We start from the raw sequence: 21,903 nt of genomic DNA, 5'->3' as shown, positions 1-21,903 counted from the left end.
CCGCCCTCGTCATGCGTGGACGAGCGCACCCAGGACCGACGTGAAGAAGCCGAGCCCGTCGGTACCCGCGCGCGGACCGGCCTCGTTCGCGGGCCCGAAGCCCGCCTCGACGGCGTGCTCGGGGTGGGGCATGAGGCCGACGACGTTGCCTGCGGCGTTCGTGATGCCGGCGATGCCACGGCGCGATCCGTTCGGGTTCCAGCCGTCGTAGCGGAAGACGACGCGGCCCTCCGCCTCGAGCTCGTCAAGCGTGCGGTCGTCCGCGACGAACTGGCCGTCCTGGTTCTTCAGCGGGACCGTGATGCGCTGGCCCGTCGTGTAGTCGCGCGTCCAGGCCGTGTCCGCGTTCTCGACCACGAGCACCTGCTCGCGGCAGATGAAGTGCAGGTGGTCGTTCTTGACCATCGAGCCGGGCAGCAGGTGGGCCTCGGTGAGCACCTGGAAGCCGTTGCAGATGCCCAGGACGGGCATGCCGCCCGCCGCCGCGTCGACGATCGACTCCATGACGGGCGCGAAGCGGCTGATCGCGCCCGCGCGCAGGTAGTCGCCGTAGGAGAAGCCGCCGGGCAGGACGACCGCGTCGACGCCGTGCAGGTCGGCGTCCGCGTGCCACAGCGGGACGGCCTCGCCCCCCGCGAGGCGCACCGCGCGCGCCGCGTCGCGGTCGTCGAGCGTGCCGGGGAACGTGACGACGCCGATCCGCGCCGTCGCGAGCGTCGCGCCGGACATCAGGCGAGCCCCTCGGACGTGATCGTCGCGGCCGCGTCCGCCTCGATGTCCGCGACCCGCACGACGTCCTCGATGACCGGGTTCGACAGGACCTTGACCGCGGCCTCCTGGGCGGCGTCGAGAATCTCCGGCGTGACCGGGCCGTCGACCTCGAGCTCGAACCGCTTGCCCTGGCGCACGGACGTGAACTGGGTGAAACCGAGGCGCGGCAGCGCCCCGACGACGGCCTTGCCCTGCGGGTCCAGGATCTCGGGCTTGGGCATGACCTCGACGACGACGCGTCCCACGGGGGCTCCTTGCGAGAGAGTTCGGGAGGGCCGGGGCTCCGGGATCCCGGCCACGTCTCGGCCGTCGAGGACGGTCGGTGGGACGGGACGAGCGGGAGCCGACGGCGGGATTCCGCGGCCAGTCTACCGGGCTCGCACGACCGCCCCGGCGGGCGTCCGCACCCTGGCACGGTGGGCGCGGCGCCGCGCTCAGGGGCCGGCAGTCCGACGTGGTCCGGGCGGCTCCACGGGGATATTGCCGTCGAGCACGTGCTTGCGCCACGCGCGAGCGACGTGCGAACGACGGAAGAGCAGCCCTCCGACGAGGAACGCCCCGCACCACACGGCGATCAGCCCGAGGTCGGGTCGCGTGACGTCCTGCGAGAACAGGATCTGCGCCAGCACGGGCCAGGCATAGAAGAGGGCAACGGCGGTCGCGAGGCTCGTGGTCGTGACGCGCCAGGGGTACAGCGCGCCATGGATGTCGTCGGCCACCCACCACCAGTAGCGCGCGGGCAGCCGGGCGTCGAACAGCCGGTAGAGGAGCCAGCGACCGAGGGGCGGGTGCTCACGCCACCGCAACGCCCAGCCCGCGCGCACCAGGCCCCACGCCTCGCGTGCCCCAATGCCGCGAGACACCCCGGTGCGGTCGGGTGCGGGCGCGAGGTCGAGCAGCACGGCGAGCGCCTCCTCGCCGTGCAGTCGGCGCCAACGCGGCGGGTAGGCACGGAGCCAGAACCGCGCGGACCGCTCGTACCGGCGCACGCCAGGCGCCTCGTCGTCGAGCCGCCCGACACCCGGGCCCGGGCGCCGCCCGGTCACGCGCCGCTCCCCGCGAGCCCGCCGGCAGCGCCCGACGCGGCGCCGCGGGCGAGCGACCGGCGCGCGCGCTCGGCAAGCTCGGCGAGGCGCAGCGTCTCGGCGCGGGCGGCACGGCGTCCGTCGTCGGTCGCGCGGTAGTAGCGCCGCAGCCGGCCGTCGACGACCTCCTCGCTCGTCGGCTCGACGAGCCCCGCCGCGACGAGCCGGTCGAGGTTGCCGTAGAGCGTGCCTGCCCCGAGGCGGGTGCGGCCGTCGGAGAGCTCGCGCACGGCCTGGATCACGGCGTAGCCGTGCCTGGGTTCGCCGCTGACCGCGAGCAGCACGAGGTACGCCGGCTCCGTCATGCGGAACGCGGGAGGACTCGATGCCATGACCGATATATATCGAACGACGACCTATCACGCCAGCCCTCGACGCGTGTCGGAGGGAGCCGCTAGAGTCGAACACGTGTTCGAGACGCACGCTCGGGCACGGTGCGAGGGCGGGGTCCTGCCCCTTCCCCGCCCTCGCACGAACTCGTACCGAACGACGCATGGGGAGGTCCGCGTGGCAGCATCGCCCACCCTCGCCCCGACCGCCGAGCGCGGCGGCAGGGCACGACCGTCGCCGCGGACCGTCGCGCGCGTCCTCACGCGCGATGAGACCTGCGTGTTCCCCGGCTGCCGCGTCCCGGCGTTCCGCTGCGACCTCGATCACGTCGTGGCCCCGCGACCAGGCGCGGACGACGACGACGCGGCCGCCGCGCAGGAGGCCGACAACCTCGTCGCGCTCTGTCGGCACCACCGCGTCGTCCGCGCGCGCGACGGCTGGCGGCCCGACCTGCTCGCGGACGGCTCGGTCCGGTGGACCGCGCCGAGCGGGCACACCTACGTGCGCCCGGGCGCCGCCCGGACCGCCTGACGGTTCAGCCGAGCGTCGAGCCCGTGAGCCGCTCGTACGCCTCGAGGTACCGGGCCCGGGTCCGTGTGACGACGTCTGCGGGGATCGACGGCGGCGGGGTGTCGGACGCGCGGTCCCACCCCGACGCGGGCGACACGAGCCAGTCGCGCACGAACTGCTTGTCGAAGCTCGGCTGCGCGCGGCCCGGCTCCCACTGGTCTGCGGGCCAGAACCGCGACGAGTCGGGCGTGAGCACCTCGTCGCCGAGGACGATCCTGCCCGTGGTCGGGTCCACGCCGAACTCGAGCTTGGTGTCCGCAAGGATCACGCCGCGCTCGCGCGCGACCTGCTCGGCGCGCGCGTAGACGGCGAGCGTGAGGTCGCGCAGGCGCGTGGCGTCGTCGAGGCCGATCTGCTCGGCGACCACGTCGAACGAGACGTTCTCGTCATGCTCTCCCACGGCCGCCTTGGTCGCGGGCGTGAAGATCGGCTCCGGCAGGCGCGAACCGTCGACGAGCCCGGCGGGCAGCGGCACCCCGCACACCTGTCCCCCGGCCCGGTACTCGACGAGCCCCGAGCCGGTGAGATACCCGCGCACGACGCACTCGACGGGGAACATGTCGAGGCGACGGCAGATCATCGCGCGCCCGGCGACGACGTCGGGCACGAGGCCGTCACCCGGCTCCGCGGAGACGGCGGTCGAGACGACGTGGTTCGGCACGAGGTCGGCGAGCTGCTCGAACCACCACAGGCTGAGCTGCGTGAGCACGACGCCCTTGTCCGGGATCCCCGGCGACAGCACATGGTCGTACGCGCTGACGCGGTCGCTCGCGACGACCAGCACGACGTCGCCGAGCGGGTGCACGCCACCGAGAGCGGGCAGGTCCGGCGCATAGAGGTCGCGCACCTTGCCGGAGTACACGTGCGTCCAGCCGGGCAGGTCGAGCGCCGCGGTGTCGAGAGCGTCCACCTCGCCGAGCGAGAGGGCCGAGGCAGGGTCCTGAGGGGTGTCGGTCACGGCCCCTAGTCTCGCACCGGCTGTCGCAGGCGCGGCGCCGCGTCCGACGACCGGTCCGCCGGCCCGTCAGCCTGCTGCGACGAGATGACGCCCCGGCCCGGCGCCCTCGCGCAGCGCCGCCCCGACGACACGTCACCAGGACCACCGTCGGACCCCGGCGCGACGTACGCCGCCGGAGTCGCTACCGTGTCGTCAGGACGGTTGTGGGAGCGCTCCCTCACCGTGGGGGCCCGCATCGGAGCGACCCCCTCGGGGCGCCCGCATCGCTGTCCCGGCCCTGCCGACGACGGCGGGCCGACATCCGCACCGAGGAGGCAACGATGCACCACGGCACGATGCACCATCGCCTGACAGCGCTAGCAACGGGAGTCGGCGTCATCGCCGCGAGCGTCGGGCTCGCGACGTCGGCGAGCGCGAGCGCACCGGACGCCGCGCCGTCGACCACCGGGACCGCCGTCCCCGCGCTGCTCACCGGGCACGTCCCCGGCCCTGACGACCTGTCCCCCGGCCAGCTCCGCGCGCTCGAGCGCGACCTGGGCCTCGAAGCCGACGCCGTCGCCGACCGGCTCGCGCTCGACGCCGCGACCGGGGCCGTCGAGCAGGCGCTGAGCGGCGGTCTGGGCGCGGCGTACGCCGGCACGTGGGTCGACGCCGACGCCGCGACGCCCGTCGTCGCCGTGACCGACCCGGCCGCCGTCCCCGAGGTCGAGGCGGCGGGTGCGAAGGCCGTCGTCGTGGAGCGCGGCCTCGCCGAGCTCGACGCCGTCGCCGCCGGGCTGGACCAGGCGTCGACGCCCGACGCCGTCCAGGCCTGGTACGTCGACGTGACGACGAACGAGGTCGTCGTCGAGTCGCTCGACCCCGCCGCGGCGGAGGCGTTCGTCGCGGCGTCGGGGGTCGACGCGGCCGCCGTCCGGACCGAGGTCGTCGACGCGCCGTACGAGCTCACGGCCGACGTGCGCGGCGGCGACCGGTACATCACCCGGGACCCCGGCGCGTCGTCGGGCTCGGCGTGCTCGATCGGCTTCGCCGTGCAGGGCGGCTTCGTCACGGCGGGGCACTGCGGCGCCGCGGGCAAGGAGGTGCTCACGGCGAGCTGGGCGCGCATGGGCACCGTCCAGGCGGCGTCGTTCCCCGGGCACGACTACGCGTGGGTGCGGGTCGACGCCGGGTTCTCCCCCGTCCCCCGGGTGAACAACTACTCGGGCGGCACGGTCGACGTCGCCGGCTCCGCCGAGGCACCGGTGGGCGCGTCGGTCTGCCGGTCCGGCGCGACGACGGGCTGGCGCTGCGGCGTCATCGAGCAGAAGAACATCACCGTGAACTACGGCAACGGCGACATCCCCGGTCTCGTGCGCGGCTCCGCGTGCGCCGAGGGCGGCGACTCGGGCGGCTCGGTGATCTCCGGCAACCAGGCGCAGGGCGTCACGTCGGGTCGCATCAACGACTGCTCGAACGGCGGCAAGTTCATCTACCAGCCCCTCAACCCGATCCTCTCCGCGTACGGGCTCTCGCTCGTCACGACGGGCAGCGGGTCGGGCAGCGCGCTCGTCGGGCTCGCGGGCAAGTGCATCGACGTGCCGGGCTCGGACTTCAGCGACGGCAAGCGGCTTCAGCTGTGGACGTGCAACGGCACGAGCGCCCAGCGGTGGACGTTCGAGGCGGACGGCACGGTCCGCGCGGGGGGCAAGTGCATGGACGTGGCATGGGCCGCCACGGCCGACGGGACCGCCGTGCAGCTCGCGAACTGCAGCGGCAACCCCGCCCAGCAGTTCGTGCTGAGCGGCGCGGGCGACCTCGTGTCCGTCCTCGCGAACAAGTGCGTCGACGTGCCGAGCAGCAACAGTGCCGACGGCACCAAGCTCCAGATCTGGACGTGCAACGGCACCGCCGCCCAGAAGTGGCACCGCGCCTGACGCACCTCGGCCCTGAGGTGCCCGTGGGTGCCGAGCACGACGTGGCGGTCGTCGTCGGCGTGATGGCGACCGTCATGTCGTGTTCGACGGCGTGAAGAGTCGTGCTCGACGGGCGCCCGGGCGCGTCGGGATCGGGCGGGGCGGCCGACGGCGGGCGTCAGCCCGCGAGCGTGACCTCGCCCGCGGCGGCCTTTGCCGCGATGTCCGTGCGGTGGTGCGAGCCCGGGAGCGCGATGCGGTCGACCGCCGCGTACGCCCGACGGCGCGCCTCGGCCAGGTCGGCGCCGCGCGCCACCACCGACAGCACGCGGCCGCCCGAGGCGACCAGGCCGCCGTCGTCCGCGCGCGACGTGCCCGCGTGCAGCACGTGCACGCCCTCGACGTCCTCCGCCGCGTCGATGCCCGTGATCGGGTCGCCGCCGCGCACCGCGCCGGGGTATCCGTGCGCCGCGACGACCACGGTGACCGACGCGTCGTCGTGCCAGCGCAGCGCGCCGACGTCGGCGAGGCGGCCCTGCGCCGCCGCGAGCATGACGGCGGACAGCGGCGTCGCGAGGCGCGCGAGCACCGACTGCGTCTCGGGGTCCCCGAACCGCGCGTTGAACTCGACGACGCGCGTGCCGCGGCTCGTCAGCGCGAGGCCCACGTACAGGACCCCGACGAACGGCGTGCCGCGGCGCGCCATCTCGTCGACCGTCGGCTGCGCGACGCGCGACACGACCTCCTCGACCAGGCCCTCCGGCGCCCACGGGAGCGGGCTGTAGGCGCCCATGCCGCCCGTGTTCGGGCCGGCGTCGGCGTCGAACGCGCGCTTGAAGTCCTGGGCGGGCGCGAGCGGGACGACGGTCGCGCCGTCGCTGATGCAGAAGAGCGAGACCTCGGGGCCGTCGAGGTACTCCTCGACGACGACGCGCGGGTCCTCGGGCGTGCCGTCGGCGGCGCGGCGCGGCGTCGCGAAGCACGCGGCGGCGTGCTCGAGCGCGGCCTGCCGGTCCTCGGTGACGACCACGCCCTTGCCCGCGGCGAGGCCGTCGTCCTTGATGACGTACGGGGCGCCGAACGCGTCGACCGCTGCGGCGACCTGGTCGACGTCCGTGCACACGTGCGCGAGCGCCGTCGGGACGGACGCGGCCGCCATGACGTCCTTGGCGAACGCCTTGGAGCCCTCGAGCCGCGCGGCCTCCGCGCTCGGGCCGAACACCGGGATCCCCGCCTCGCGCACCGCGTCACCGACGCCCGCGACCAGGGGTGCCTCGGGGCCGACGACCACGAGGTCGACGCCGAGGTCCGTCGCGAGCGCGGCGACCGCGGCGCCGTCGTTCTGGTCCACCGCGTGCAGCGTCGCGAGGTCTCCGATGCCGGGGTTCCCGGGGGCGGCGTGCAGCTCGTGCGGCTCGGCGCCCGGGCGGTCGGCCTCGTGCGCGAGGGCGTGGACGATGGCGTGCTCGCGGGCACCGGTCCCGACGACGAGGATCTTCACGGGCGCCGAGTCTACCGAGACGGCCCGGACGCCCCGCGGGGCGTCCGGGCCGTGGTCGGCGGGCCGTCGGTCCGGGGCGGTCGGCTCAGTGGATGAGGTCGTGGCGCGGGATGATCGCGTCGCGGCTCGGGCCGACGCCGATCGCGGAGATCCGCGTGCCCGACATCTCCTCGAGCGCGTGCACGTAGCGCTGCGCGTTGACGGGCAGGTCCTCGAACGTGCGGGCGCCGGAGATGTCCTCCCACCAGCCGTCGAGCTCCTCGTAGATCGGCTTCGCGTGGTGGAACGCCGTCTGGTCGAGCGGCATCTCGTCGTAGCGGACGCCGTCGACGTCGTAGGCGACGCAGACCGGGACCTTCTCGAAACCGGTGAGGATGTCGAGCTTGGTGAGCACCATGTCCGTGATGCCGTTGACGCGGGTCGCGTAGCGCGCGATGACCGAGTCGTACCACCCGCAGCGGCGCGCGCGGCCCGTCGTCACGCCGTACTCGCCGCCCTGCTTGAGCAGGTACTCGCCGTTCGCGTCGAACAGCTCGGTGGGGAACGGGCCCTCGCCCACGCGCGTCGTGTACGCCTTGATGACGCCGATCACGGAGCTGATGCGCGTCGGCCCCACGCCCGAGCCGGTGAGCGCGCCGCCCGCCGTCGCGTTGGACGACGTGACGAACGGGTAGGTGCCGTGGTCGACGTCGAGCATCGTCGCCTGACCACCCTCGAAGAGGACGTTCTTGCCCGCGTCGAGCGCCTTGTTCAGCTCGAGCGCGGTGTCCGCGACCATCGGCTTGAGCCGGTCCGCGTACTGCAGCAGCTCGGCCACCGTCTCGTCGACCGTGATGGCGCGACGGTTGTAGACCTTCACCAGCAGGTGGTTCTTCTGGTCGAGCGAGCCCTCGATCTTCTCCGCGAGGATCTTCTCGTCGAACAGGTCCCAGATGCGGATGCCGACGCGGTTGATCTTGTCCGCGTACGCCGGCCCGATCCCGCGGCCGGTCGTGCCGATGCGGCGCTTGCCGAGGAACCGCTCGCTCACCTTGTCGATCGTGCGGTGGTAGCCGGCGATCACGTGCGCCGACCCCGAGACGAGCAGCCGCGAGACGTCCACGCCGCGCGAGATCAGGTCGTCGAGCTCCTGGAACAGCACCTCGATGTCCACGACGACGCCGTTCGCGATGACCGGCGTGACGCCCGGGGACAGGATGCCCGACGGCAGCAGGTGGAGCGCGTACTTCTCGTCCCCGATGACCACCGTGTGGCCGGCGTTGTTGCCGCCGTTGAACTTGACCACGTAGTCGACCCGGGACCCGAGGAGGTCGGTCGCCTTGCCCTTGCCCTCATCGCCCCACTGGGCACCGACGAGCACCACGCCTGGCATGGAATCCCCACTTTCGCACTGCCTGTTCCTCGGGCCGGTCATGGTCGTGGGCGCACCGGCGTCCGGAGCGGAGCGGGCAGGTCGTGCCCGACGGCGCTGGGCCCGCGGGCCCGAGGCGTCACCCGGGCGGCAGTCACCCGGGGACCGGCGCCGAGTTTACCCGTCATTGACCTTGAGGGTGCCGGTCGTCCACGGCGCGCCCCCGCGCCGAACCCGGGGATACGGCCGGGCTCGTGGGCCGAACCCGGCACCGTCCCCGGGTTCGGCACCCGCCGGTGCCACCGGAAACCGGGGCGGGCAGAATGGCTCCATGAGCGACACGCACGCGAACCTCCTCGACGGCCCCGCGCCGGTCCGCCTCCCCGACGACTTCGCGCACGTCCGCGACGCCATCGCGGCCGACGGCGACCCCTACGAGATCGCGGGCCGCTCGCCGGCGAGCCCGCTCGCGTGGGCGTACCTCGCCGAGGACTTCCTCCACGAGAACGGCTCGCGTGGCGCCGTCACGGCGTACGCGTTCGCGCGCACCGGGTACCACCGCGGCCTCGACTCGCTGCGCCGCGCGGGCTGGCGCGGCCAGGGCCCGATCCCCGCGGACCACGTCCCCAACCAGGGATTCCTGCGCGCGCTGCTCGCGCTCGCCGAGTGCGCGGCGTACCTCGGCGAGGTCGAGGAGGCCGAGCGCTGCGAGCAGTTCCTGCGCGACTCCGGCACGTCGGCCGACGAGGTCCGCGCCCTGCGCTGACGTGCCTGCCGTGGACGCGCGACGCACCCGGGCGCCGTCTAGAGTCGAGTCATGATCGAGATCGCCACGTCCCCCGCGACGACGACCCTCGTCATCGCCGGAGACCTCGATCTCGCCGAGCGTGACCAGTTCCCGGAGATCGCCGCGCGCGTCGTCGGGCTGCGTCGCCAGCTCCTCGTGATCGACATGTGCCGCGTGACGTTCATGGACTCCACCGGCGCGGCGTTCCTCATCTCGCTCGCGGACGCGGGACGCAAACGAGGCGGCGCCACGGTGCTGCGCGGGTGCGACGACCGTGACCTGTTCGTCCTCGAGGTGTGCGGCGCGCTCGAGCTGTTCCGCATCGACTCCGACCACCGCTGCGAGCCCGCGACGCCACCGTCGGGATTCGCGAAGGTCGAGCCCCAGGCCTGACGAGCCCGGGCTCCTACCGCCCCGACGGCCGCAGCGTCGCCCAGACGAGCTTGCCCGACGCCGTCGGGCGCCAGCCCCAGTCCGCGAGCCGCTCGACGATCTGCATGCCGAACCCGCCCATGCGGTTCGGGTGCCCGTCCGTCGGGACGGGCGGCGCCGGGTTGGAGTCCTCGACCTCGACGCGGATGCCGTCGCCCGTGTCGAACAGGCGCAGCGCGAGGTGCCCCCAGCCGTGGAGCACACCGTTCGCCACCAGCTCGGAGACGACGAGCTCCGCGTTCGCGCTGTCCCGGACGCCCCACGCCTGGCACGTGCGCACGACGGCGTGCCGCGCGCGCCCGATCGACGCGGGCTCGCTCGGCAGGAGCCAGCGACGGCTGCGGGGGCTGAGCACGACGGCCGACGCGTCGCGCGCCGGGTCGGGGATGCGCACGACGACGAGCGCGACGTCGTCCTCGGGGGCGTCGGCCAGGCGCGACAGCAGCTCCTCGCCCACGCCCGCGGCGTCGACGGCCGTGACCGCCTCGGAGGCCGCGACGAGCGACTCGAGCCCGACCCGCAGCGCGCGGTCGCGGCGCTCGATGAGGCCGTCGGTGTAGAAGACGAGCGTGTCGCCCGGGACGAGCGCCGCGACGCCCGTCGACCGGCTCCGGCCGCCGAACCCCACGAGGGCGCCTCCGGCGTCGTCGAGCTGCGTCACGGTCCCGTGCCGCAGCAGGAGCGGCGGCAGGTGCCCGGCGCGCGAGTACTCGATGCGCCACGCGTCGTCGGGCTGCTCGGCGTCGGGCTGGGTGAGCGCGGCGTAGACCAGGCTCGCGGAGCGCGGGATGCGCATGCCCTGGACGAGCTGGTCGACGCGCTCGAGCACGGGACCGGGCGTCGTGAGCTCGTACGCGTACGACCGCACGACCGAGCGGAGCTGGCCCATCGCGGCCGCCGCCTCGACGTCGTGGCCCACGACGTCGCCGATCACGAGGCCGACGACGTCCGGCGCGATCTGGAGCACGTCGTACCAGTCGCCGCCGACCTGGGCGTGCTCCGAGTTGGGCGCGTAGTAGGTCCAGACGTCGAGCCCGGTCACGTCGGCCTGCTCGGGCAGCATGGCCCGCTGGAGCGTCTCGGCGAGGCGGTGCTCGCGCGCGTAGAGCCGCACGTTGTCGATGGCGGTGCCGGCGCGGCGCGCGATGACCTGGAGGAGCGTGCGCACGCCCTCGCGCGCCTCCGCCTCCGTGCCCAGCCCGTGGTGCGCCGCGTCGGGCGCGTCGCCCGTGACGAGCAGGCCGAGGATCCGCCGGCGTCCCGGGACGGCGGTGACCGTCACGGAGCCCGGTCGGTGCGGCAGGCCCGAGAGCCGGTGGTGCAGGTCGCGCTGGAGCCATCCGGAGGCCGACCACTGCGGGTAGGTGGCGGACAGGTCGAGGATCACGGGGCCCTCGATGCGCCCGTCCAGGACGTCCTGGACGCGGTCGGGCACGTCGACGAGGCGCACGCGCGGCACGGAGCCGGTGACGGCCGCGGAGTCGCCCAGCGCGTCCGTCGTGGGCATGCCGGGCGCGACCGGGAACGCCCCGGGCGTGTAGCGGCCGTGGCGCTGGCCGCGGCCGCTCGGCGGCGCGGCGGTGTCCACGCCCTCCGCGTACCGGAGCCCGTCGTCGTTGAGGTAGAAACCGGCCCAGTCGACGACGTACCCGGCGAGGAGCTCGGTGATGTCGCGCAACGCGTAGGGCTGGTCGAGGTCCGCGAGCAGGTCCGAGCTGCGGGAGACGACGTCGAGCACCGCGCGCTCGCGCCGTTCGAGCGCGAGCGACGCGACCTGGGCCGCGTACCGCTCGAGGTGCTCCGAGACGTCCACCTGCACCCCGACCCAGTGGGTCACCACGCCGTCCGGGCCGGCGAGCGGGGCGAGCGAGAGCTGTGTCCACACCGGGGAGCCGTCCCGGCGCAGGGCGCGGACGGTGTGCGTGATCTCACGCCCCGCCGCGACGGCGGCGCGCAGCTCCTGGGCGTCCACCGGCTCGGTGAGGAGCGACTCCAGCACGCGCGGGCTGCGGCCGAGCACCTCGGCGGCGGCGAACCCGGTCTGGCGCTCGAACGCGGCGTTGACCCACACGATCGGCATCTCGTCCGAGCGCGGGCCGGTGACGAACATGGCGACGCCGGCACCCTCCATCGCCCGCGTGCACAGCTCCTGGACGTGCGCGGGCAGGTCGGTGCCGAGCCCCGGCGAGCTGCCCATCGTCACCTCCGACGGTCCGTGCGCCGATCGTCTGGATACGGACGCCACGGTCGCGTTACTGTCCCGACTGGACATTCAACCGTAGATTGGTGCTTCCCGAGACCGGAACGGGTCGGGACCACGCAGAGAGGAGCGCCGGTGCGCGAAGGTACACCCTCGGCCGCCGACCGTCCGGTCGGCGTCGCCGGCGACCCCGCCGGGGCGGGCGACCCCGCGAGCGTGCACGTCATCGTGGGGACGACGCGCGCCCGCATCGTGCTGTCGGGAGAGATCGACGCCGACCTCGGCGCCGACCTCCAGGAGGCGACCGCCGCCGCGGAGGACTCCGGGCTCCCGGTCGAGATCGACGCCCACCACGTGACCTTCATGGACTCGTCGGGTGTGGCGTTCCTCGCACGCCTCGCCTCACGCGGCCCGCACCGGGTCCGCGTCCTGCGCGCCCCGCCGACGGTCCGGTTCCTCCTCGAGGTGACCCGCATCGGCGAGCTGCTCGACATCGTCGACGTGGACCCCGGCTTCGACCTCGACGAGCCCTCGGGCGACGGCACGGGCGCCACGGACTGAGGCGGCGTCGCCCGCCCCGCGGCCTGGACTCACCGCCACGACGCGCGACGAAGGCCCCCGATCCTCGCGGACCGGGGGCCTTCGTGCCGCCAGGGCCGGCGTGCGCCGGCTCCTGCGGGCGTCAGCGGATCTTGTTGCCCGCCGAGCGCAGCTGCTGCGACGCCTCGACGATGCGCGCGGCCATGCCGGCCTCGGCCAGCTTGCCCCAGGCGCGCGGGTCGTAGGCCTTCTTGTTGCCGACCTCGCCGTCGACCTTCAGGACGCCGTCGTAGTTCGAGAACATGTGGCCGACCACCGGGCGCGTGAACGCGTACTGCGTGTCGGTGTCGATGTTCATCTTGATGACGCCGAAGTCGACCGCGGCCGAGATCTCCTCGGCCGTGGAGCCGGAGCCGCCGTGGAAGACGAGGTCGAACGGGTTCGCCTTGCCGACCTTCTCGCCGACGGCGTCCTGGATCTCCTTGAGGATCTCCGGGCGGAGCTTGACCGCACCCGGCTTGTACACGCCGTGCACGTTGCCGAACGTGAGGGCCGTGAGGTAGCGGCCCTTCTCGCCCGTGCCGAGCGCCTGCACCGTCGCGAGGCCGTCCTCGACCGTGGTGTAGAGCTTCTCGTTGATCTCGGCCTCGTGGCCGTCCTCCTCGCCGCCGACGACGCCGACCTCGATCTCGAGGATCGTGCGCGCCGCCTGCGAGAGCTCGAGCAGCTCCGCGGCGATGGTGAGGTTCTCGTCCAGCGGGACGTCGGAGCCGTCGTACATGTGCGACTGGAACGTCGGCAGGCCGCCGTTCTTCACCTGCTCGGCCTCGAGGGCCAGGAGCGGGCGGACCCAGGAGTCGAGGTTCTTCTTGACGCAGTGGTCGGTGTGGATCGCGATCTGCACCGGGTAGTTCTTGGCGACCTCGCGCGCGTACGCCGCGAGCGCGAGCGAACCGGCGATGCGGTCCTTGACCGTCGAACCCGAGCCGTACTCGGCGCCGCCCACGGAGACCTGGATGATGCCGTCGGACTCGGCCTCGGCAAAGCCCTGGAGCGCGGCGGTGATGGTCTGCGACGAGGTGATGTTGACGGCCGGGTAGGCGAACGAGCCTGCCTTCGCCCGGTCGATCATCTCGGCGTAGACCTCGGGGGTTGCGATGGGCATGCGGAGCTCCTGTGGAGTCGTGCGGGGTGGACTGTCGGGTCAAAGTCTGGCATGGATGACAGCGCGGGCGTCAGGGCCGTTCGACCTGTGGTCGCCCGGTGACCACGGTTCTGTCCGGCCGGGCCGGTCGGCCCCAGGTGCTGCGCGGCCCACGCGTGCAGGGCGATCGCGCCGGCGGCACCGGCGTTGATCGAGCGGGTCGAGCCGTGCTGGGTGATGTGCAGGACGTCGCGGCACGCGGCGACCGCCTCGGGCGTCAGCCCGGTCGACTCCTGGCCGAGCAGCAGGACGCACGACGCGGGGAGCGCGTACCCCTCGATGGGGACCGAGCCCGGGAGGTTGTCGACGCCGAGGAGCGGCAACCCCTCCCCCGCGGCCCAGGCCGCGAGGTCGTCGACGGACGCGTGGTGGTGCACGTGCAGGTAGCGGTCGGTGACCATCGCGCCGCGGCGGTTCCACCGGCGTCGCCCGACGACGTGCACGCCCGCCGCGTTGAACGCGTTCGCGGTGCGCACGACGGACCCGATGTTGAGGTCGTGCGCCCAGTTCTCGATCGCGACGTGCAGGGAGCGTGCCGGGTCGCGCCGCGCGTCGAGGTCGGCGACGACGGCCTCGACGGTCCAGTACCGGTAGGCGTCCACGACGTTGCGCCGGTCGCCGCGCGCGAGCAGCTCGGGGTCGTAGCGCGGGTCGAGGCGGGTCGCCCCGGGCGGGCCCGCGGGGTCGGGCACGCGCGGCCACGCGTCCGGGCCCCCGGGCCACGGCCCGACCCCGACCTCGCGCTCCTCGGCGCGCTCCTCGGCGCGCTCCTCGGCGGGCTCGGCGGCGCGGCGCGCCGCGGCCGGGCCGCGCCCGCCCCGCACGTCCTCGGGCGGCGTCATGCCCGCTCCCGGAGCCACTCGCGGTACGTGAGCGTCCCGTAACGGCGGTCGGGGACGAGGTTGTGCCCGGCACGGAAGAACTCCCCCAGCGGCCCGGGCAACGGCACGCCGACGACCGGGCGGCGCGAGCCGTGCGCGGCGCGCCATGCGCGCGCCATCTCGCGCGCGTCGAGGACCTCCGGGCCGCCGATCGTCACGGTCGTCGCGTCGGGACCGGGTCCTGGCACGCCGCCACCGGGCGGTGTCCCCTCGGCGGCGTCGACGAGCGCCCGCGCGACGTCGGTGAGCGCGATCGGCTGGAACCGCACCCCGCGCGGCACGGGCAGCAGGCCGAGGCGCGCCCACCGGCCGAGCCGCCCGCCGCGCCCGAGGAACAGCTCGAGGAACTCGTGGAACTGCGTCGCGCGCACGACCGTCGTCGGGACGCCTCGGGCGGAGAGGACGCGCTCCTGCTCCGCCTTCGCGCGGTAGTACCCGTAGTCGCCCTGGTCGACGTTCACGATGGACAGCACGACCACGCGAGCGACTCCTGTGCGGTGCGCCGCGTCGGCCAGGCGGCGCGCGCCGACCGTGAAGACCCTCATCGCCCCGGGCGACATCCCGTTGCTCGCGTCGACCACGGCATGGACACCGGCGAGAGCTGCGTCCAGCACCTCGACCGGCGCGGACGCGGCCGTGCCGTCGTCGGGCGCCAGGAGGTCGACGCGGTGGTGCGCCGCGCCCGGGACGCGCGCGCCGTCGTCGGGCGCGTGCCGCGAGAGCACGCGCACCTCGTGGCCGCGCGCGACGGCCTCCCGCACGACGGCGCGACCCGCCGCACCGGTCCCGCCCACCACCGCGATGCTCGCCATGCCGGACATTCTGCCCGGCCCCGCGCACACCACCCGCGGGCCGTCCGCGCGGAACCTCTGCGACGGGCGCGCACGCGGCGTCCCGGACGGGCAGAGGGTCCCCACTACGCTGGTGACCCGTGAACACCCTCGCCGAGCTCGCCTCCGCCCTGCCCGGGGCCGCGCACGCCGCGGGCCTCGGCGCCGCCGGACCCGTCGCCGCCCTGGGCCCGGACTGGATGGACCCGATGACGCTCATCGAGCGCTTCGGCGACGCGGCGCTCGTCGGCATCGTGCTCGTGATCTTCGTCGAGACCGGCCTGCTGTTCCCGATCCTGCCGGGCGACTCGCTGCTGTTCACGGCGGGAGCGCTCGTCGCGCAGGACTCGCTCCAGATCAGCCTCCCCGTGCTGCTCGCCCTGCTCTTCGCGGCGGCCTTCCTCGGCGACCAGACGGCCTACCTCATCGGGCGCACGGTCGGGCCCAAGGTGTTCGACCGCCCGGACTCGCGGTTCTTCAAGCGCAAGTACATCGACCAGACCAACGCCTACTTCGAGAAGTACGGCGGCCGGACGATCGTCATCGCGCGCTTCGTGCCCATCGTGCGCACGTACGCACCAGTCGCCGCGGGCGTCGGCAAGATGCACTACCGGCACTTCGTGGGGTTCAACGCGCTCGGCGCGCTGCTGTGGGCCGTGGGCCTCACGTGGCTCGGCTACCTCCTGGGGAACATCACGTTCGTCAAGGACAACATCGAGGCGCTCGTCCTGCTCATCGTGCTCCTCTCCGTGGTCCCGATGATCGTGGAGGTCTGGCGCGGGCGCCGCGCCGAGAAGCGGGCGGCGGCGCTCGAGGCGCAGATCGCGGCCGACGCGGCAGGGACCGGCGGCGAGCACGCCGTCACCGAGGGCACGACCGCCGTCGGGCAGGGAGAGAAGGACGGGAAGGACGCCTGAGATGACGCGAGAGATCACGAGCTGGCTGACGGACATGGACGGCGTGCTCGTCCACGAGGGGCACGCCATCCCCGGCGCCCCGGAGTTCGTGCGGGCGCTGCGCGACAAGGGCCGCCCGTTCCTCATCCTCACGAACAACTCGATCTTCACGGCGCGCGACCTGCGCGCGCGCCTCGCGACGTCGGGCATCGACGTCCCCGAGGAGTCGATCTGGACGTCGGCGCTCGCGACCGCCCAGTTCCTCAGCGACCAGATCCCGAGCGGCAGCGCCTACGCGGTCGGCGAGGCGGGGCTGACGACGGCGCTGTACGAGGCGGGCTACACGCTCACGGAGTCGGACCCGGACTACGTGGTGCTCGGCGAGACGCGCACGTACTCGTTCGAGGCGATCACCAAGGCGATCCGCCTCATCCTCGGCGGCTCGCGCTTCATCTGCACCAACCCGGACACGACGGGCCCGTCCCAGGAGGGCCCGCTGCCCGCGACGGGCGCGGTGGCGGCGATGATCACGGCCGCGACGGGGCGCAAGCCGTACTTCGTCGGCAAGCCGAACCCCATGATGTTCCGCTCGGCGCTCAACCGGATCGACGCCCACTCGGAGAAGACGGCGATGATCGGCGACCGCATGGACACCGACGTGGTCGCGGGCATCGAGGCCGGGCTGTACACGTACCTCGTCATGACGGGGTCCACGAAGATGTCCGACGTCGACCGGTTCCCGTTCCGGCCGAGCAAGGTCGTCGACTCCGTCGCGGACCTCGTCGACGTGGTCTGACGCTCCGCCTGTCCACGCACGACGACGCCCGGTCACCTCGCGAGGTGACCGGGCGTCGTGCGTGGTGCCGGTGGCTCAGGCGGTCGCGGCCGCCTGGACGCGTCCCGCGCGGCGGCGCCGCACCGTGAGGATCGCCCCGCCCGTGAGCAGGAGGGTGCCGGCGAGGAGCGCGAGGCTGCCCGCGTCCGTCCCGGTCGAGGCGAGCGCACCGGAGTACGCGTCGCACTCGACGTCGCCACCGACCGGGAAGGTGAACGTCACGGGCGAGAGCGCCGTCCCGGCCTCGTAGAACCCGGCGAACGCCTTCGCCCCGGCGGCCGTGAGGGTCGCGGGTGCGCCGCTCCACGTGATCGTGGAGCCCGACGTCGACTTCTTGCCCGACAGGTCCAGGCTCGCGAACGCGACGCCGTTCGAGGAGGACGTGTTGCCCTCCATGTCGCTGCTCCGGACGTCGACCACGAGCGTGCCCGACGACCCGTTGACGACGACGCGCGGGTTGCTGATCCGCAGGTCGAGGATGCCCTCGTGCCCGGAGAACGACACCGCGCCACCGAAGCTCGCGCGGCCCTTGCCGAGGTCGGTGTTGAACGAGCCCTTGCCGCCGCTCCACGTGAACGCCGAGCCGCCGTCGCGCACGCCGTCCGTCGAGACCGAGCCCTTCGCGATCGGGCCGGTGACGTACGCGCGGAACCGGTCGCTCACGCCCCACGAGAGGGTCGCGCCGTTGACGCCCTGAGCGAAGCACTGCTCCGCCGCGCTGCCCGACCCCGTGCCGGTGCCGGTCGTGCCGGCGCCGACGATCGTGATCTGCGCGGACGCGGTGTGGTCCGCGCCGATGAGCAGGAGCGTGTGCTCGCCCGGCGCGACGTCCGTCGGGATCGTCACGGTCGAGCTCGCGGCGCCGCCGGCGTTCGCGGTGACGCCCGTCGCGAGCGTCCGCGGCGTCGAGCGGATCTCCGTGCGGATGCCTGCCTCGTGCGCGCCGAACCCGACGCCGCTGATCGTGACCTCGTCACCCGGCGCGGCCTGCGACACCGAGAGCGTCGCCCGCGCCGGGTCGGCCGGCGTCCCCGGCGTCCCGGTGCCCGGAGTGCCGATGGTGCCGCCACCGCCGGGGGCGGCCGACGTCGCGCCGACGGTGAACGTCACCGGGTCCAGCACGGTGCCGGCCGGGTAGAAACCGGAGAACGCGAGCGAGCCGTCGGCCGTGAGCGTCGCCGCGGCCTTCGTGTAGGTCACGGCCCCGTCCGCGCTCGTCGTCGGCGCGCCGAGCGCGAGCGTGGCGAAGACGACGCCCTTGCGGTCGAACGTCGAGCCGTCGAGCCCGGTCGAGCGCGCGTCCACGAGCAGACGACCCGCGCCGGGTCCGGTGACGTCGACGACCGGGTTCGTCAGCGCGAGGTCCAGAGCGCCCGAGTGACCCGTGAAGCGGACCGTGCCGGAGTACTTCACGCTGCCCCGCCCGCTCGCAGCGGTCCACGTGCCGCCCTCGGCCTGGCCGAACCGGAAGAGGCCGTCGACCACGGCCGCGCCGGATGACGCCGACGCCCCGCCGTCCGCGACCGGGCCGACGATGTAGCGGCGGAACGACTCCTTGACTCCCCACGTCAGGGAGCCCGCCGTCGTCGGGACCGACGGCTTCGCCGTCACCTTCACCGTGACGGGAGACGAAGCCGAACCGACGAACGCGGTGCTGTCCGTGGGGACGAACGTCGCCGTCACGGCGTGCGACCCGACCGCGAGACCGCTCGACCGGTACGACGCGACGCCGTCGACGACCGTCGCGGTGCCGAGGGTCGTGTCCCCGGCGGTGAAGCGCACCGTGCCGGCCGCCTTCGGGGTGACGGTCGCCGTGAACGTCACCGCCGTTCCCTCGACGACCGAGGCCGCCGAGGAGACGAGGGCAGTCGTGGTGGGCCGGGCCTCCGGTGCGGGCCGGCGCACGGCGACCCGGGTGAAGGTGTCGAGGCTGCGGTCGGTCGCCGAGAGGCCGTGCGCCGCCGACGTCGCGACCACGTACTCCTTCGAGGGGTCGAACGAGCCGGCGGGGACGGTCAGCGTCGTCGTGAACGCGCCGTCGACGACCTGCTGCGGCATGACCCAGGCGAGCTGGAGCCAGCCGGTCGCGACGAGCGGTCCCGTGCCGTCCCAGATCGACTCCTCACCGATCAGCACGTACGCGCCGAACCGCGCGCCGTCGCCGAGGAACCCGGTGCCCGAGACCGTGAGCGTGTTCTCCACGGCCGGGTCCACCGGCCCCGACGGCGACACCGTCACCGTCGGGGTGGGCTCCGGCGCGGGGGCCGTGACGGTCAGCGTCGCGGTCCCGGTCACGCCGAGGTCGGACGTCACGACGACGGGGACCGACCCCGCGGCGGCGCCGGCCGGGACGGTGAGCCGGATCGTGGTGCCGTCGTTCGTGTACGTCGCGGGCTTGCCCCCGAACGTCACGCCCTTGACGGCGTCGCCCTCGACGAGCCCGCGGACGGTCAGATCGACGGTCTCCCCGGCCTCGACGGTCGCCGCGGCAGGCGTCACCGTGAGCGACGCGGGGACGTCGAACGCGACGGGTGCGAACAGCTCCTGGTCCGCGTTCGTCACGCCGCCGGCTCCGTACGTGTAGACGCCGTACCGGCCGCCCTCGAGCGCGGCGGGGTTCTTCACGACGAGGCGCGCCTCGAACGTCCCGTCCTCGGCGATGTCCGTCCACTGCGCGCGGATCACGGACCGGAACTGCGGAGGGACCTGGTCGAGCACCGGCTCGGCGAGGGCCCACACCTGCGACCCGACCTCCCGGGTCGACGACGCCGCTCCCTCGGAGGGACGCCACTGCTCGGCGAAGCTCCCGAACACGACGTACGTGCCCTGGGGCAGGGTCGCCGGGATCGGGACGCCGCGACCACCGACGTTCGCCGCGGGGTCGAAGCCCGAGCCCTTGACGACGATCGTGTCGCCTACCGAGACCTCGGTGTCACCGAGCGGCGTCTCGCCGTCCTCGGCGAAGACCGCGATCTCCGGCTCCCAGACGGGGGCGGGCGGCTCGATCGTGAAGGCGACGGGAGCGTAGAGCTCCTGGGCAGCGTTGGTCACGCCGGGGGCACCGTACGTGTAGACACCGTAGCGTCCGACGGCATCCACCGACCCGGCGGTGAGGCGCGCCTCGAACGTCCCGTCCGGCTCGATCTCGGCCCACTGGTTCCGGATCGTCCCCTGGAACTGAGCGGGGACCTGGTCGAGCACCGACCCGGCGAGCGCCCACTGCTGCGAGACGACCTTGCGGGCGGACGACGCCACCCCTTGCGACGGACGCCACTCCTCCGCGAACTTGCCGAACACCACGTACGTCCCCTGCGGGAGCGTGGCAGGGATCGGGACGCCCCGACCACCGACGTTGGCCGCGGGGTCGAAGCCGCTGCCCTTGACGACGATCGGGTCGCCCTCGCGCACGGCGGTGTCACCGAGCGGTGTCGTGCCGTCGGCGGCGAACAGCTCGATCGACGGCTCCCAGACGGGCTCCGGGGTCGCGCCGCCCTCCAGCGTGACCGGTGTGAAGGTGTCGAGACGACGATCGGTCGCGGACAGACCGTGCGCGGCCGACGTCGCGACCACGTACTCCTTCGCCGGGTCGAACGAGCCCGCCGGGACGGTCAGCGTCGTCGTGAACGCGCCGTCGACCACCTGCTGCGGCATCACCCAGCCCTGCGCGAGCCACCCGGAGGAGACCAGGGGCCCGTCACCGGCCCAGATCGACTTCTCGCCGACGAGCACGTAGGCGCCGAACCGGGCCGCCGGGCCGACGAAGCCGGTCCCCGACACCGTGAACGTGTTCTCCACCGTCGGGTCCACGCCCGACGACGGCGTGACCGTGACCTCGGGGTCGGCCACCGGCTCGGGCTCGGGCTCCGTCACGACCGCGGTGACCCTGTGCGCGACCGGCGCGGACGCTGATGCGACGAAGGCCGTAGGGTCGGCGGGCGTGAACGAGGCCGAGAGGTCGTGCGACCCGACCGCGAGGGCGCCGGTGCGCAGCGTCGCGACCCCGCCCGACACCGCGGCGGTACCGATCGCGGCGGAGCCGTCGCGGAACTCGACCGTGCCGTCCGCCGCGGGGGCGACGGTCGCGGTGAGCGTCACGTCGGCCCCTCGGGTCGACGTCCCCGCGGGTGCGACGGCGAGCGTGGTCGCCGTCGCGACGGCGGGCGCCGCGGGCTCGGGAACCGTCACCGTCGCGGTGAGCGTCGAGATGGCGCGGCTGTCGTACATCGACAGGTACGACGACACGGAGGCCAGCGAGTCGATGGCGCCGTTCGCGACGAAGGTGACCTGGTCGCCGTGGCGCGTCGCGCTGACCGTGACGTCCGCGACCACGACGTCCTGGCCCTGCCCCGCCTCGACGGTCCCGGAGAAGTCCGCGCGCAGCGTGCCCGTGCCGGGCCCGGTGAGCTCGAGCGTCACGTCGGAGATCGTGAGGTCGAGCTGGCCGCCGTGGCCCTGGTAGCGGGTCGAGCCGCCGAGGTGGACCGTGCCGGTGCCGGTCTCGTCGTCGTACGTGCCGGACGCGGGTGAGTAGACCGACCGTCCGTCGACCGGCTCCGGTGCGATGCTGCCGTGCGCGATGGGACCGGTGACGTACGAGGCCCACGAGTCGACGAAGTTCCAGGTGGCCGAGCCGCCCTGGATCTCCGCGGTCGCGGCCTGCGCGGGGGCACCGGCACCCGCGACGGTCAGGCCGGCAGCGAGCGCCGCGGCGAGGAACGAGGCGAGGCCGCGGCGGACGCGTCTCGACGGTGAAGTGCGCACAAGGTCTCCCGTGCTGGTCCGTGCGTGTCCCGGAAGCGGCGGGACGGCGAGGGTGGGACGGGCGATCGGACGCTCC

18 protein-coding genes and 1 pseudogene are annotated in these 21,903 nt (G+C 74.0%); 7 read left to right on the top strand and 12 right to left on the bottom strand.

Annotation, left to right across the window (positions count from 1 at the left end; translation table 11 throughout):
• Nucleotides 1–9: 9 nt before the first annotated feature.
• The 4 genes from purQ to JN535_RS03380 form a co-directional block, all read right to left on the bottom strand.
• Complete coding sequence (purQ, locus tag JN535_RS03395; protein WP_205202127.1) at nt 10–729, bottom strand: phosphoribosylformylglycinamidine synthase subunit PurQ; 720 nt, start codon at nt 727–729, stop codon at nt 10–12.
• A complete protein-coding gene (gene purS / locus JN535_RS03390) occupies nt 729–1,016 on the bottom strand; it encodes a phosphoribosylformylglycinamidine synthase subunit PurS (RefSeq protein ID WP_205202125.1) in 288 nt (95 codons plus the stop codon). The genes purQ and purS overlap by 1 nt, the downstream gene beginning before the upstream one ends.
• Nucleotides 1,017–1,205: 189 nt before the next feature.
• Entirely contained in the window at nt 1,206–1,817 is a 612-nt protein-coding gene (locus tag JN535_RS03385) for a hypothetical protein (protein ID WP_205202119.1), read from the bottom strand.
• Complete coding sequence (locus JN535_RS03380) at nt 1,814–2,188, bottom strand: PadR family transcriptional regulator (protein WP_240200430.1); 375 nt, start codon at nt 2,186–2,188, stop codon at nt 1,814–1,816. The genes JN535_RS03385 and JN535_RS03380 overlap by 4 nt, the downstream gene beginning before the upstream one ends.
• 175 nt (nt 2,189–2,363) lie before the next feature.
• Between JN535_RS03380 and JN535_RS03375 the strand changes: the two genes are divergently transcribed.
• A complete protein-coding gene (locus JN535_RS03375; protein WP_205202117.1) occupies nt 2,364–2,717 on the top strand; it encodes an HNH endonuclease signature motif containing protein in 354 nt (117 codons plus the stop codon).
• A gap of 4 nt (nt 2,718–2,721) precedes the next feature.
• Here JN535_RS03375 and JN535_RS03370 read toward each other — a convergent pair whose 3' ends face one another.
• Nucleotides 2,722–3,666 (bottom strand): phosphoribosylaminoimidazolesuccinocarboxamide synthase, encoded by a 945-nt coding sequence (locus JN535_RS03370; protein ID WP_205203038.1) that lies wholly within the window; start codon nt 3,664–3,666, stop codon nt 2,722–2,724.
• A gap of 368 nt (nt 3,667–4,034) precedes the next feature.
• Here JN535_RS03370 and JN535_RS03365 point away from each other — a divergent pair, with 368 nt between their 5' ends.
• The gene (locus JN535_RS03365) at nt 4,035–5,630 is read left to right on the top strand and encodes a ricin-type beta-trefoil lectin domain protein (RefSeq protein ID WP_240200429.1); all 1,596 of its coding nucleotides are present in this window, start codon (nt 4,035–4,037) and stop codon (nt 5,628–5,630) included.
• 157 nt (nt 5,631–5,787) lie between these two features.
• Here the strand turns inward: JN535_RS03365 and purD are convergent, their stop codons facing one another.
• On the bottom strand, nt 5,788–7,110 hold the full coding sequence (gene purD, locus JN535_RS03360; protein WP_205202115.1) for a phosphoribosylamine--glycine ligase: 1,323 nt from the start codon (nt 7,108–7,110) through the stop codon (nt 5,788–5,790).
• An 85-nt stretch (nt 7,111–7,195) separates the two neighbouring features.
• The gene (locus tag JN535_RS03355; protein WP_205202113.1) at nt 7,196–8,482 is read right to left on the bottom strand and encodes an adenylosuccinate synthase; all 1,287 of its coding nucleotides are present in this window, start codon (nt 8,480–8,482) and stop codon (nt 7,196–7,198) included.
• Between the two features lie 310 nt (nt 8,483–8,792).
• Here JN535_RS03355 and JN535_RS03350 point away from each other — a divergent pair, with 310 nt between their 5' ends.
• On the top strand, nt 8,793–9,227 hold the full coding sequence (locus JN535_RS03350; protein ID WP_205202110.1) for a DUF3151 domain-containing protein: 435 nt from the start codon (nt 8,793–8,795) through the stop codon (nt 9,225–9,227).
• 51 nt (nt 9,228–9,278) lie between these two features.
• The gene (locus JN535_RS03345; RefSeq protein ID WP_205202108.1) at nt 9,279–9,641 is read left to right on the top strand and encodes an STAS domain-containing protein; all 363 of its coding nucleotides are present in this window, start codon (nt 9,279–9,281) and stop codon (nt 9,639–9,641) included.
• Between the two features lie 13 nt (nt 9,642–9,654).
• Here the strand turns inward: JN535_RS03345 and JN535_RS03340 are convergent, their stop codons facing one another.
• Nucleotides 9,655–11,877 (bottom strand): SpoIIE family protein phosphatase, encoded by a 2,223-nt coding sequence (locus JN535_RS03340; RefSeq protein ID WP_205202106.1) that lies wholly within the window; start codon nt 11,875–11,877, stop codon nt 9,655–9,657.
• 138 nt (nt 11,878–12,015) lie between these two features.
• Here JN535_RS03340 and JN535_RS03335 point away from each other — a divergent pair, with 138 nt between their 5' ends.
• Entirely contained in the window at nt 12,016–12,441 is a 426-nt protein-coding gene (locus JN535_RS03335; protein ID WP_374100421.1) for an STAS domain-containing protein, read from the top strand.
• A gap of 121 nt (nt 12,442–12,562) precedes the next feature.
• Here JN535_RS03335 and fbaA read toward each other — a convergent pair whose 3' ends face one another.
• From fbaA to JN535_RS03320, 3 genes and pseudogenes are all read right to left on the bottom strand, one after another.
• Complete coding sequence (gene fbaA / locus JN535_RS03330) at nt 12,563–13,585, bottom strand: class II fructose-bisphosphate aldolase (protein ID WP_205202105.1); 1,023 nt, start codon at nt 13,583–13,585, stop codon at nt 12,563–12,565.
• A 134-nt stretch (nt 13,586–13,719) separates the two neighbouring features.
• Nucleotides 13,720–14,466 (bottom strand): annotated as a pseudogene (locus tag JN535_RS03325) (TrmH family RNA methyltransferase); the annotation flags it as partial.
• On the bottom strand, nt 14,463–15,317 hold the full coding sequence (locus tag JN535_RS03320) for an SDR family oxidoreductase (protein WP_205202103.1): 855 nt from the start codon (nt 15,315–15,317) through the stop codon (nt 14,463–14,465). The gene JN535_RS03320 and the pseudogene JN535_RS03325, both read right to left, overlap by 4 nt.
• Nucleotides 15,318–15,436: 119 nt before the next feature.
• Between JN535_RS03320 and JN535_RS03315 the strand changes: the two genes are divergently transcribed.
• Entirely contained in the window at nt 15,437–16,252 is an 816-nt protein-coding gene (locus tag JN535_RS03315; RefSeq protein ID WP_374100420.1) for a VTT domain-containing protein, read from the top strand.
• Nucleotide 16,253: 1 nt separating this feature from the next.
• Complete coding sequence (locus JN535_RS03310; RefSeq protein ID WP_205202102.1) at nt 16,254–17,027, top strand: HAD-IIA family hydrolase; 774 nt, start codon at nt 16,254–16,256, stop codon at nt 17,025–17,027.
• A 75-nt stretch (nt 17,028–17,102) separates the two neighbouring features.
• Here the strand turns inward: JN535_RS03310 and JN535_RS03305 are convergent, their stop codons facing one another.
• Nucleotides 17,103–21,827, bottom strand: coding sequence for an HtaA domain-containing protein (locus tag JN535_RS03305; protein WP_205202101.1), 4,725 nt, complete (start codon nt 21,825–21,827; stop codon nt 17,103–17,105).
• Nucleotides 21,828–21,903: the final 76 nt, after the last annotated feature.

The sequence above is a fragment of the Cellulosimicrobium cellulans genome (genome assembly GCF_016921195.1).
GTDB classification, from domain to species: domain Bacteria; phylum Actinomycetota; class Actinomycetes; order Actinomycetales; family Cellulomonadaceae; genus Cellulosimicrobium; species Cellulosimicrobium cellulans_F.
Note: the sequence above shows the minus strand (reverse complement) of the source record. Positions and strands in the feature narration are given on the sequence as shown.